This is a genomic window from Treponema sp. OMZ 799 (assembly GCF_024181365.1).
GTDB lineage: Bacteria > Spirochaetota > Spirochaetia > Treponematales > Treponemataceae > Treponema_B.
Genome location: NZ_CP051301.1, coordinates 1,085,301 through 1,098,408, shown reverse-complemented (window position 1 = coordinate 1,098,408; position 13,108 = coordinate 1,085,301). Strand labels below are relative to the sequence as shown.

Below are 13,108 nucleotides of genomic sequence, written 5' to 3'. Positions count from 1 at the left end.
GCTTTATTTTCATAATATTTTTCTCATGTAAGCAAATCATCCGACAACGATGTTTTAAAATAATTTATGTATAGTTTTTTAAAAGCATCTAACTGCTCTTTCGACATTTTTTTTAATACCCCTGAGTTAATTATTCGAATCATTATTTTTTTTTGTTCTTCTTCTAAAGGCGAACTTTCAGTAAACGGAATGACCGGTTTATTTCTTTTAAATTTCTTCCAATTTTCTATTATGTGCTCCACATCACGAACATGCATAACCATACTTGATATTTGTAACAATGGATAACTTTTTTCAAAAAATAACCGTTTTTTATTATTGCAAAAACCCAATGTATCATTATAATAGCAATATCCTACACTTACAAGTTCGTCCCAATGTTTTTCAAGACCATTTAATAACCGTATTTGAAATTTATTATGAAAATGTCGATATAAAAGGCTTACAGAACTATCTGCTACCAAGGCTGTAAGCATCAGCCATGAATTTTCCACAGCTTTTTTCATATACCATGACACAACATCAGATGTATAAACTTCATCATATAAAATATAATCACTTAAAACTGACGGAAAAAACGCATTCGGTACTGCACGTGTAGGATATCCATCAACCATTACGATTGGCGTATCTTCCGTAACTTCCATCATTTTATCCGGAGCTTGTATTTTTTTTATAAAATTCTTCATAAAAACTATATTATGATTTTTTAACGGCCTTAATCTTTTTATAACTTCGTTATATGATCCGAATAATATGCTAGGTATTTTCATTTAAATATTATCCTATATTTTTTTATAATCTAGTGAATTTAATTCCACATATTTCAAACATATTTTCTTCAAATGTTTTTTCTTCTCCTATTTGATATAAAAGCCGATCCTTTTGTGGAACAAATTGATTAAAATAGTAATATAATTGCTTAGCCCACATATAAGTCTCGGGATTAGCAGTATTTCCATACACAATATTAGCATATTTTTTATTACATATACGCAAATAAAATGGTTGATTCATTCCTCGTATATCAGAATATTTTTTATGATTATTATTCGATATTAACCTTAGATTGATTTGTTTACTAATAATATGAAATTCATCTGAGGTCAATTTACCTATTAAATTATGTTGAGAGTTTGAATTAAAAAAAACAATACACTTTTCATAGTTTTTTGAAGCAACAAAAACAAGGTGCCAATAAAATTTATTATTATTTTCACTGATTCTTGCAGGAACACCTATTTCATAAAATTCCCATATATCATTACTATTAAAATAAGATTTAAAAAAGACATTTGCTTTATCATCATTAGCAATTAAATAAGGAAGATCAAACCCATGTAATACGTCAAAACATAGTATAAACATAATAATAATTAATGAATAATATTTTTTCATCGCATTATTCTCCACATTTCCATTCTTCTTTTAGTAGCATCTTTTGATCGTATAGGAATAATTTCACCACAGTATCATAAGCATGTGTTAATTCATGAGCAATAATTCCGACTGGATATAAGAGCGTACCTAAATCAATATACTTCACATCGGACGAAAAGTAAATATCAGAATCAATCATATAAAAGACTCTTCCTTTCCTTGCCATTAAGAATCCCGAACCTTTCTTATAGCTTTTATTATTGCATAAAACATAAAAGTAAACAAGTATCGGTATAGCGCTTTTCATGGCTTTGCTTTCGCTTCGGTATCTTTCCGCAGAAATTGCTGTCCGAATGAGATAGTTAGGCTTTGGATAAATGCAAAGTTTTGTTTTCATTGCTTATTACTTTTCTTTTGCTTCATTTTTTTCGGACATATTTTTTCTCTCTTATTTAAGGCTTCAAAATTTTGATTTTCTATCTTTTTCCATAAACAATCCATAAATAATACTAACGGCTATGGTATAAATATATACAAAAAACTCACTATTATTCCTTCTGGGAAATATTAAAATAGCTCCTACCAGAATCAAAATAAATTCACAAATCTGTTTTAGTATATATATAAATTTTTTTAACTTCGTATCAGGATCATAGATATATAAAAATTTTCTATTAAATAACTCACCAAGCCATACTCCAAAAGAAATAAAGGTATATGATAGTGAAAATATAATTACTAGTACTAATACTATATGCATAAGAAACACCTCACTAATAGTTTAAATTTTCCGTATGTGTAAGAATCGGCTTACCATCACTATCCTCTCTTTCAAGTTTATAGATGTTGGTAGTTCTACTTCCGGAATTTTTTATACCTGAACTATCACTTACAACTTCTAACTCTGTATTTATTTCTATTTTCATTCCTGATTCATATCGTAAAATTTCTTTACTACCTATATAAAGACTGGCAATAGTTAAAGCACTCTTTATAGCTCCAGTTAATATTGGACCACCTATACAACCTAATATGCTTTTAAATATTAGTCCAGATGTTATCGCATAACCTATATCAGCACCAAAATTCATATCTTCTGCTAATTTATTACCAGTTTCAGTATCCTTAATCAAAAAAGAATAATTTATAGAATACTGCTCAAAAATTTTTCCATTGTCCATATAACTTGTATAACTTATGGTAGAAGTATACTTATATGCATCAGTTTCTGTATTAGTTATATTTATTTGAATGAAAGGCTCATCAATAGTGCCTTTACCGGAATGTTTAGTTTCTCTCCCATCCGGATCGGTATACTTAATCGGATTATATAGCTCGAAGCTGCGCTGCGAATCCCCCGCATAATGGTAAACATGTAAGTTTATAACATTAAACACGCCTCCCATACCCGGCAAGTTTTCATTATGCTTTTTAGCCTCATCGTTTACTGGTGCCTTGGGTATATAATCATTTAACGCCGGATCCCCACTTAACCACCTACTATACTTCGGATCAAGATACCTCGCTCCATAGTAGTATAATCCTGTTTCTTCGTCAAGCTCTTTCCCCGTAAACCTAAACGGTAACTTATCTAACCCTGCAGCAACTTCCTCTATCAGCCCTGCGGGCTGCTTTGCAAGGAAATTATTATACGTCGTCAAAAACAGCATAGCAGTTTTTGACTTGTAAGTCCACAACTCTATTTTTAGTAAGCATGTTTTTATTTTAATTTTATAATTTATATTATTTTATATTTAAAATTTTTCAAGCATTTCCTCATAATTATCAGGATAGGTATATTTTATATGATACTTCGTGCTGTCAGGAATAGGCGTTGCATAATAGTCGACACCCTGTCTTTTAAATTCGGCGATTATATCCTGTTTTAATTTATATTCTTTACTATCTAACGGAAATATCCAAGATTGCTCACGTAAGATATTTACTGGATATATTTTTTCTTGCCCTGGTCTATACAAATTCTTATCCCGCACAGGATCATAGCATGGTTTAGTTATATCAGCATGACATTCTGCTATAAGATAATGAGCAATGGTATATCTCTTCAACTGTAAAGCGAGACTTGCAGCAGTAGTACTTGCATTTCGCTGTGTATTGATATAGGCTCCATTATTAATCAGCAGCTCCACCAATTGCTTACTATCTCCCGTAGATATTGCATTCATTAATACAGTTATTTCGTCATAAGATTCTTCCAAATATGGAATATTCGGATCTGCACCAGATTTTAATAATAGTTCCGTATATTTAATATTTTCATTTATATCAATGCTTTTGTCTTTCCAGCGCTTGCCAACAGCTAAATACAGAGGCGTGTTATTCGATGCACGTTGCATAAGATCAGGATCAGCTCCGTTTTTAAGTAATATTTCTGCTGAATTATACTTACTGTTTGCAATTGCCCAATACAACAAAGGCGTACCATAAAGGGGCTCACGGTAATTTATCAATTCTTTGTGTTCAGAACAAATCTGATCTATTTTTTTTATATTTTGCGAATTAACTGCTTTTGCTAAATCCCATGCAGGAGTATCCTTAAAAATATTAACCGATATGGACGGATCAGCAGAATTAAATGAATTTCCCATCGAACCTATTATTTTTACACTTAGCCAACCTACCGTATATAGTGTTACAGGGTTAAAAATACTAATGAGACATATAAATGAACATAATAAAATAAAAATAATTTTTGAAGTATTATATTTCATATTTCACCGACATAATTATAAATTATTTTATACTCATTTGCAAGCTTTAAAAACATATCTTTTTTATTTTATTGCCCTATTTTTCTTAATTACGTTGAATTATATCTAATCCGCCAAAAGAAGATTGAAATCTTTTCTGTTTCTCCATTTCATAAGCACTATCAGTGAAAATAATGTTCTTTAATCTTAAACGATTTTTACTAAAAGACACAAATAACATCAGCCTTGTCTTTTTTGTCATTTCACAATCCCTCGACTTAGTTCTTATACTTTAACTAATATTGTCAATTGGCAAAAAAATTATTCTCCATATTGTTCAAAAATTAGTTAGTCCAAAACCAAATGTATCTGTTGTCGATTTTACTCTGTACAATATAGCCATTGTGATTATTTTTAATTCCCAAATTTACTAAGGACTCCGTATAATCCAAATAATCTTTCTCCTCAATTTTATTTAATATTTCATCGAGAGTTTCATTAGTGCCGTATATAACTTCTTGTTTATATAAGATATTATCTTTTGAAAAAATAGTACAACCTTTCTTTAACTCCGGATTAAAATATTCCATCAAATAGGCTATAACATAATCCTTTTTATTAACAATAAATTTTTCATCATCTTCAGTAAAATTTCTTAAATCAAAAATAAACACTTCTATTTTATCTCTGCGCCCGCCGATGAAAGGCTCATAAATATGTAAACACAAAAGCATTTCACATTCATAACCTACATAACTATAATTATGAGGAATACAAATATGATTATTTTTTTGAGGCGTTAGATTGAATTCTTTTATATCGGAATGATTATTATTTACAAACAACAGCTTTATTTTGTCGAAATCTTTTACAGAACTATAATTTCGCCATATAATTTCTCTTTTACTGCAACCTGAGAGAAATAGAATTATAGCAATCAAGTATATTTGTAACCCAATGATATTCTTTTTTCTTTTATGGGCACCTCTAAAAACCCCCTTTAAAAAAGATTAAAAAGATGATAAAATGAGATATGAAACAAAAAGGATTATTTGATGAAGAAGATCGTTTAAGAGTATTAAGCAAGTTAGGAGATAGTCTTGAAAAATTAAACGAAAAAATAAATTGGGAAATATTCAAACCACTATTAAAAAAAGCATTAACCAAAGAGCCAAAAGGTTTAGGCGGAAGACCTGCATACGATTATGTACTGATGTTTAAAATAATAATCTTACAAAAATTATACAACATAAGTGATGATCAAACGGAATATCAAATAAACGATCGGCTATCCTTTATGAGATTTTTAGGATTGGAATTAAAAGATAAAGTACCCGATGCAAAAACAATATGGCTTTTTAAAGAAAAACTCATTGAAGCGAGAGTATCAAAAAAGTTATTTGAAAAGTTTGGAAAAGAATTAGCTAGAAATAACTTAATAGGAAAAGAGGGAACGATAATAGATGCGACAATAGTAGAAGCTCCGATACAGCATAACAGCAAAGATGAAAATGAACAAATCAAAAACGGAAAAGTCCCTGAACAATGGCAAGAAGCAAAAAAATAAGGCAAAATTATCGCAAAAAGACTGTGATGCGAGGTGGACAAAGAAGCACAAACGTAGCTATTACGGTTATAAAGATCATATAAAAGTAGATAAAAAAAGTAAGCTTATATTGAAAGCAACTGTAACAGCAGCCAATGTTCATGATAGTAGAGAGTTAAAAAATTTGGTTGAAAGGGAAGATGAAAGATTATACGCAGATAGTGCTTATATAGGAGAAGAAATAGAGAGAGTTTTAAAAGCGAAAGGAATAGAAGGACAAATTTGTGAAAGAGGAGCAAGAGGGAAACCTCTTACTAAAAAACAAAAAATCGGTAACAGAAAAAAATCAAAAATACGGGCGAGAGTCGAACATGTATTTGGCTTTATGACAAACTCAATGAAAGGTATATATGTAAGAACGATAGGATTAGCTCGTGCAACATTTTCGATAATAATGATGAACTTAACATACAACTTATGTCGATATTGCTATCTAAAGAAATAAAATGAGGGAGCATATAGGTAATAAAATGAAAAGTAAGGGAACTAAGATAAAGAATCCAAGTTTTACACTAGACAATTTATAAAAAAGCTACTAAAATAATAAATAGGTACACTAAAAAATAGGTTTTTAGAGGTGCCCTTATGATAAATCTCCATACTCATAATATTTTGCTCCTCGCAGTTTATAAAATATTCCTATCGTCAAAACGACTGCTTAAGGGCCGGTCAATCGCTGTCCGAATGAGATAGCTAGTTCGTAAATAAACGCAACGGGATGTCTTCATATCTTAGTTATTTCTATTTAAAAACTCCTTTAAAGCTCGTATTGCATAGACAAAATTCATAATACTGAAAATTAAACAAATAGCTATCTTGAATATGTTTATCCAGCTAAAAAGATTTGGGAAATTATTATATATAGTAAAATATAAACCTATCATTGACATTGTCGAAATAAAGAAAAATATAATTAAAAATAATAAATCATACATACTTATATTACTCCTCTAATTCTTTTAAATTGCTTTGACTGCTTGTCAATCTATCATAATTTTCCAAATTATCAGCATAATCATCACCATACATATCTGCTGCAAGTGATGTAGCCATAATTTTTCCTCTTCATGCTTTTCAAATCCATTTTAAATTAATTATTTACCTCTCTTTTTAATCTTGATTATAAAAACAACATTTACAACAAATGAAATCAAAAGCAAAATTGTTGTCACATCCAATAACACGGAAGACATTTTATTTTTCCAAATATATTTATAAGGTAATTCTCCATTTGAAAATTTTCCCTGATATATTTTACCGTTTTGTTTTGTCAAAGTTCCAAAGCCGTCAAATTTACCGTTCACAAAATTACCAATATAACTATCGCCATTTGAAAATTTATAAACACCGTGGCCTTCAAGTTTTGTATTTACAAAATTACCTGAACATACAGCCCCGTCATTATATTTGATTTTACCTTTTCCATTTAAAAAACCGTTTTTAAAGATACCTTCAAAAATATTTCCTGTTGATGTTTTTAATACGCCGTTTCCTTCATATATACCGGCATTAACTTCCCCTTCATATGAAGATCCATCACTGTACAAAATAAAAGCTTTACCTATTTGCAATCCATTAAAGTAATTGCCTTTGTAAGTATATGAATTTGTTGTCATTTCGCCATAGCCATGAAACAATCCATTTTAATATTCTCCTTCATACTTATCGCCATTTGGCCATATCTGAACCGCCTTACCTGAAAATAAGCCATCTTTTAAATTACCATGATAAATTGAACCATCAGGAAGTAACACTTCAACAGCAAATAAAACTATATTTACAATAAACAATATAATCACTATAGTATTTTTTTTCATATTTCACCTACATAATTATAAAATATTTTATATTTTTATTATCACACAAACTACAAAAATAAACAAGCATCAGCATCAAGTTACTTTTAAACATAACCTAGCGCTCTGTGCAGCAATATCGATCCATTTTTTTGACACAATTGCTGGCAGAGGCGTGAGATACTTGGATTTTGAACAAAAATCAGCTTTCATCAAACATATGATCATATTTTTTATACCAAAAATAAGGCAAGACATGGCACCCCATCACATATAAAAACAATAAGCCTGTTAAAATCCATAACACTAATAAAATAGAAGCTATAAAATTTGTATAATACCACTGTAAAGCAGACACCTCAACAACTTTCATATCTTCCTTAGTAACTAAATAATAATTACCATTCATAATCATTGTAGTATTAAAAATGAAATTCTCACACTCCCAATATTTATTCATTCTATCCAAAGCAGTGAATATTATAGTCAATATTATAATGCATATTCCAAATTTTTTCATATTTCATTTCCCAAATTAAAAAAATCAAAATTATACCAATCAATATTAGCCCATCTTTTTTTATCTCCGTTAAAATAAGTACCTTCAAAAATTTTAATATTACCAAATCTAATTTCCAAATACACCCCTAAAGCATCCATATTTATACCATATAAATCTTTTGATAGTTTTTCAAATTCAGGAGCTATTTTACTCTCTACATATTTACAAATTTCGGCTTCTTGAATTTTATCAATTTTAGATTTTGTATCTATCACAACACAAACAACAGACCCTTTCAAAGCTTTAAATATTTTTACATTTTCAATATTCTTGTTTATAGATTTTAAATCTTTTACAAAATTTTCTACATCAACATTTCCTATAGTTCTATCTATATCAATATCAATATTTTCATAGTAGTCGAATTCGTTTATTTTAAAATCAAAAGAAGTATATAATAAAATTCTGTTATTTACAAAAATACGCAGTTTAACAATAGTATCGTTTTTAATAAACTTATCAATATCTTCATAAGCGGAAGGATATTTCTTTGATGTTTTAGTTATAACATGAGAAAAAAATGTTTGTGTATTTTTAATACTAGTCACATTTACATCTTTCGAAAAATAAAAATTAAAATTAACTATATTTTCAGACACATAAACGGAACATTTTTTTAAATTTTCTATTTTATATAATTCCCAAAAATTACCTTTATCCTCAATGTATATTCTATCTTTTTCATTTGAAAGATCAAAACATTTTTCGGGAACACCATTGTTATGATTTTCAACGGAACAAGAAAAAAGCAATAACAAAATACAAATAAGATAAAAAAGTTTTTTCATACTCTCACAAAAATATTTATTTCCCCATATAATAAAAACCCGGCAAGACCTAAATGGACCCGCCGGTTAAAACTATCATCTTTTATTTTTTATCAGGTTTGCAAATGTTGCCATGCCTGCATAGCGGGCGTTGTAGCCGAGCTCATCTTCGATCCTCATAAGCTGGTTGTATTTTGCTATGCGGTCGCTTCGGCTCATTGAACCGGTTTTAATTTGTCCGGTTTCGAGGGCTACGGCCAAGTCGGCAATAAAGGCATCCTCGGTCTCGCCTGAGCGGTGCGAAATAACGGCAGTGTAGCCGGCCTTTTGAGCCATTCTTACGGCATCGATTGTTTCGGTAACCGTTCCGATTTGGTTAAGCTTTATCAAGATAGAATTGCAAGCTCCTTCTTCAATACCGCGGGCAAGCCTCTTTGTGTTTGTTACAAAAAAATCGTCGCCTACAATCTGAATCCGGTTTCCCAGTTCCTTTGTCATCTTTGCGTAGCCTTCCCAATCGTTTTGATCGAGAGGGTCTTCAATAGAAACAATCGGATAATTGTTTATCCAATCCTTAAACAAATCTATCATTTGATCTGCATTTAAAATTTTGGAAGGCTCGGACTTCCAGAACTTGTAGCCCTTTCTGCCGCCTGCATCAAAGAGCTCCGAAGAAGCGCAGTCCAAGGCGATTACTATATCCTTGCCGGGCTTGTAGTCTGCCTTTTCAATCGCCTTCATTATGTAGTCCAGAGCTTGAACATTTTCGATGTTGGGAGCAAAACCGCCCTCATCGCCTACAGCAGTAACATGCCCGTCCTTTTTTAGAATATCTTTTAGGGCATGGAAAACCTCGGCCGTCATTCTTACACCTTCACGGATTGATGGAGCTCCCACAGGCATAATCATATACTCCTGAAAATCTATCTTGTTGTCGGAGTGGCGTCCTCCGTTTATTATATTTGCCATGGGAACAGGCATCTGCATTGCATGAACGCCTCCCAAATAGCGGTAAAGCGGCAGGCCTAAGCTGTCGGCAGCGGCGCGGGCTACGGCCATCGAAACACCGAGCATAGCATTGGCACCGAGCTTGGATTTATTTTCGGTGCCGTCAAGATTGAGAAGCATATTGTCTATCTCGGCCTGATCCAAGGCATCAGCCCCGTCAAGCTCCTCGGCAATAACCGTATTAACTTGGTCAACAGCCTTTAGAACACCCTTTCCCATGTAGCGGCTCTTATCGCCGTCCCTCATTTCCAAAGCCTCATATTCTCCGGTAGAAGCCCCTGAAGGAACACAGGCCCGTCCGTAGCTAAAATCGCTTAACTGAACCTCAACTTCTACAGTAGGATTTCCCCGCGAATCCAAAATCTCGCGGCCTTCAATATAAATAATATCAGACATATTAACCTCCTTAAGATAAAGCCGATAGTTAATTCTACTCTTATTCCAAAATAAAATCAAGCCGAAAAGAAAATCCGCCTTTCTCCAATTGTAAATTCATACAAATATTGATATAATTTCGGTTATGGCAGGTATAATAGCCTTATCGGCTTTTGCAGTATTTTTAATTTTTTGCCTTATATTCAATATTCAAATCCTGTATTCTCTTTTGGCAGGGTATTTTATATTTTTAACTTACGGAATCTATGAGGGTCACTCTGTTTCTAAGCTGCTTAAAATGTCTGCTAAAGGAATCTTAAAGATTAAAAACATAGTTATGGTTTTTATGCTTCTCGGAATAATCACCGCAATATGGAGAGCAGCAGGAACCATCCCTGCAATCATAGTAATAGGCTCAAAACTGATTGTTCCTCAAATCTTTTTACTTTTGAGTTTTTTACTTTGCAGTTTTTTGTCGGTTATGATAGGCTCTGCCTTCGGAACAGCCGCAACCATGGGCGTAATCTGCATTTCGATAGCAAGGGTTATGGGAATAAATGAGCTCCATGCAGGAGGGGCTATTTTAAGCGGCATTTTTTTTGGAGACAGATGCTCACCCATGTCCACAAGTGCAATCCTTGTAAGCGAAATTACCGAAACCGATCTTTTTGAAAACATAAGGGGAATGATTAAAACTTCGATAGTTCCCTTTATTTTAAGCTGTATTTTTTATTTGCTCTTAGGCCTTGCCTCAAAAACAGAAAACATAGAAACCGATGTAACAGCTCTTTTTTACAGCCACTATAACCTCAATATTATAACAATAGTTCCCGCAGCCCTCATAATAGTTCTTTCTGTTTTTAAGGTAAGGGTAAAAAAAACAATGATCATAAGCATAATTGCAAGCCTTGCCGCCGCACTCTTTATTCAAAAAGAAAGCATAGTAAACCTTTTACGCTTTGCAGTCCTCGGCTACAAAACTTCAAGTGAAGAATTAAATGCAATGATGAGCGGAGGAGGAGCTATTTCTATGGTCAAGGTTTGCTTCATTGTAGCTATTTCTTCTGCCTACGCAGGCATCTTTGAAGAAACGGAAATCCTAAGCCTCTTAAAAAAGTGTACAAAGGTAATAGCCGAAAAAATCAGCAGCTTCGGAGCAGTACTGGTTACTTCAATAGCCGCAGGCGCCGTCACCTGTAACCAAACCCTCGGCTCAATCTTAACCTATCAGCTTTGCAGGGACCTGATGCCCAAAGAAAAAATGGCCGTCAGCCTTGAAAACTCTTCGATAATAGTTGTTGCCCTAATACCGTGGGCAATCGCCATGAGCGTCCCCCTCGAAATACTGAGCATACCCGCCAAATCCGGACTTTTTGCATTCTACCTTTATTCAATTCCTATGTGGAATTTAATCTGCTCGTTTAGATCTAAGGGCTATACCTCTTGCAATTTATAGACGAATACCGAATTAAGCCTCGTCACTTGAACTTCGTACTTTCCCATTCGCACTTCAAACATTGACATTCGTCACTTGACAGCTCCGCTCCTTTACCCTATAATATTCACATGGTACAAAAAGTTATTACAGCGAAAAAAAATTTAAACTTTTTCTCCACGGCTTACGCATGAAAAAAAATAGCCGATATTTAAAGTATGAAAACATTAAAAGAATATTTTAACGAACTTAATGATAATCGTCAGTCGGGCAAAGTAAAACATCTAATCAGCGAAATATTGGTAATAGCACTGTGTGCTGTTTGTAGCGGAGTTCAAACTGTATTTGAAATAGGGGAATTTGCCGAAGTAAAAAAGGATTGGCTAAAAAATGAGGTAGGACTCTTGTTAGAAAATGGAGTTCCTTCGCACGACACCATAGGAAGAGTCCTTGCGATGATTAATCCCAAACAATTTCAAAGCCTTTTTATCTCGTGGATTGAACAATCCCTTAATATTCCAACAGGTTCATACATTCACATTGATGGAAAAACATTACGTGGAAGTGCAAGTGAACAAAGTAGAGGTATTCATTTGGTAAGTGCATTCGCTCACGAAGCGGGAGTTGTACTAGGACAAATAAAATGTGCTGAAAAATCGAATGAAATCACAGCAATTCCTGAACTCCTTAACCTTTTAAAACTAAAAAGCTCGATAATTACTATAGATGCCATGGGGTGTCAAAAAGAAATAGCAAAAGAAATCACAAAGAAAAAATGTGATTATGTATTGGCTCTAAAAGAAAATCAGCCGGCAGCGTATAATGATGTAAAAGATTATTTTTCTATAGAAGATAAAGACTTTCAAAACACACTTTTAAGATTTGAAACCTTGGATATAGGGCATGGCAGAGAAGAAAAAAGAGAATACTTTCTTTCAACTAATATAAACTGGTTTGCAGATAAGAATAAATGGGCAAATTTAAAGAGTTTTGGAATGGTCAAAAGCACTGTAAGGTGCAAAGGCAAACAATACAGTGAAAAGCGTTACTTTATTAGCAGCATAGAGGATATAAATGAGTTTGTAACAGCTGTAAGAACACATTGGACAATAGAAAACACTTTACACTGGTCGCTGGATGTAATATTTAGAGACGATGAATGTCAAATTCGAGAAAAAAATACTGCTGAAAACATAGCAATTTTAAGGAGGATTTGCTTTAATCGAATAAAAATGTATCAAAATGGTAAAACTCTGAAAAGGAAGAAAATGCTTTGTACTTTTGATGATTCATTTAGGTTTAATGTTTTATTTAGCTAAGGAATTCATGCGTAAGCCGTGTCAAAAATGTCAATAATTTATGTTAATAATAATTATAACAAAAGTAAATAATAATTTTATTGAAAAACCGGCAAAAATCGGCAAAGCATACCCCTGTACAATAGTTTAAATTTTTTGTATATTGGTTT

Annotated in this window: 14 protein-coding genes and 1 pseudogene; 4 read left to right on the top strand and 11 right to left on the bottom strand. The window is 32.4% G+C overall.

All coding sequences use genetic code 11. The annotated features are described in order from the left end of the window. Nucleotides 1-23 precede the first annotated feature (23 nt). The 6 genes and pseudogenes from E4O04_RS04970 to E4O04_RS04945 all read right to left on the bottom strand — a co-directional run bounded on the left by E4O04_RS04970 (nt 24) and on the right by E4O04_RS04945 (nt 4,936). Complete coding sequence (locus E4O04_RS04970) at nt 24-689, bottom strand: hypothetical protein (RefSeq protein ID WP_253710345.1); 666 nt, start codon at nt 687-689, stop codon at nt 24-26. A 106-nt stretch (nt 690-795) separates the two neighbouring features. Beyond that, the gene (locus E4O04_RS04965; protein ID WP_253710343.1) at nt 796-1,398 is read right to left on the bottom strand and encodes a hypothetical protein; all 603 of its coding nucleotides are present in this window, start codon (nt 1,396-1,398) and stop codon (nt 796-798) included. A 4-nt stretch (nt 1,399-1,402) separates the two neighbouring features. Then, complete coding sequence (locus tag E4O04_RS04960) at nt 1,403-1,777, bottom strand: hypothetical protein (RefSeq protein ID WP_253685057.1); 375 nt, start codon at nt 1,775-1,777, stop codon at nt 1,403-1,405. 895 nt (nt 1,778-2,672) lie between these two features. After that, nucleotides 2,673-2,996: pseudogene (locus tag E4O04_RS04955) on the bottom strand (RHS repeat-associated core domain-containing protein); the annotation flags it as partial. Nucleotides 2,997-3,134: 138 nt separating this feature from the next. After that, a complete protein-coding gene (locus tag E4O04_RS04950) occupies nt 3,135-3,989 on the bottom strand; it encodes an ankyrin repeat domain-containing protein (protein WP_253710342.1) in 855 nt (284 codons plus the stop codon). Between the two features lie 446 nt (nt 3,990-4,435). Continuing rightward, on the bottom strand, nt 4,436-4,936 hold the full coding sequence (locus tag E4O04_RS04945; RefSeq protein ID WP_253710340.1) for a hypothetical protein: 501 nt from the start codon (nt 4,934-4,936) through the stop codon (nt 4,436-4,438). Between the two features lie 188 nt (nt 4,937-5,124). On the opposite strand from E4O04_RS04945, the gene E4O04_RS04940 reads away from it, so the two are divergent. Then, nucleotides 5,125-5,658, top strand: a complete 534-nt coding sequence (locus tag E4O04_RS04940; protein ID WP_253710338.1) for a transposase — start codon at nt 5,125-5,127, stop codon at nt 5,656-5,658. Next, complete coding sequence (locus E4O04_RS04935) at nt 5,597-6,142, top strand: IS5 family transposase (protein WP_253710336.1); 546 nt, start codon at nt 5,597-5,599, stop codon at nt 6,140-6,142. Before E4O04_RS04940 ends, E4O04_RS04935 begins: the two co-directional genes overlap by 62 nt. A gap of 649 nt (nt 6,143-6,791) precedes the next feature. Here the strand turns inward: E4O04_RS04935 and E4O04_RS04930 are convergent. The 5 genes from E4O04_RS04930 to eno form a co-directional block, all read right to left on the bottom strand. Beyond that, nucleotides 6,792-7,313, bottom strand: a complete 522-nt coding sequence (locus E4O04_RS04930) for an MORN repeat-containing protein (protein WP_253710334.1) — start codon at nt 7,311-7,313, stop codon at nt 6,792-6,794. Between the two features lie 27 nt (nt 7,314-7,340). Then, complete coding sequence (locus tag E4O04_RS04925) at nt 7,341-7,514, bottom strand: hypothetical protein (RefSeq protein ID WP_253710333.1); 174 nt, start codon at nt 7,512-7,514, stop codon at nt 7,341-7,343. A 181-nt stretch (nt 7,515-7,695) separates the two neighbouring features. Next, the gene (locus tag E4O04_RS04920) at nt 7,696-8,013 is read right to left on the bottom strand and encodes a hypothetical protein (RefSeq protein WP_253710331.1); all 318 of its coding nucleotides are present in this window, start codon (nt 8,011-8,013) and stop codon (nt 7,696-7,698) included. Then, on the bottom strand, nt 8,010-8,843 hold the full coding sequence (locus E4O04_RS04915; RefSeq protein ID WP_253710329.1) for a hypothetical protein: 834 nt from the start codon (nt 8,841-8,843) through the stop codon (nt 8,010-8,012). Before E4O04_RS04915 ends, E4O04_RS04920 begins: the two co-directional genes overlap by 4 nt. A gap of 75 nt (nt 8,844-8,918) precedes the next feature. After that, complete coding sequence (gene eno, locus E4O04_RS04910) at nt 8,919-10,226, bottom strand: phosphopyruvate hydratase (protein WP_253710327.1); 1,308 nt, start codon at nt 10,224-10,226, stop codon at nt 8,919-8,921. A gap of 124 nt (nt 10,227-10,350) precedes the next feature. On the opposite strand from eno, the gene E4O04_RS04905 reads away from it, so the two are divergent. Both E4O04_RS04905 and E4O04_RS04900 read left to right on the top strand, forming a co-directional pair. After that, nucleotides 10,351-11,661, top strand: coding sequence for a Na+/H+ antiporter NhaC family protein (locus E4O04_RS04905; protein WP_253710325.1), 1,311 nt, complete (start codon nt 10,351-10,353; stop codon nt 11,659-11,661). A gap of 197 nt (nt 11,662-11,858) precedes the next feature. Continuing rightward, nucleotides 11,859-12,959, top strand: a complete 1,101-nt coding sequence (locus E4O04_RS04900) for an ISAs1 family transposase (RefSeq protein ID WP_253687638.1) — start codon at nt 11,859-11,861, stop codon at nt 12,957-12,959. Nucleotides 12,960-13,108: the final 149 nt, after the last annotated feature.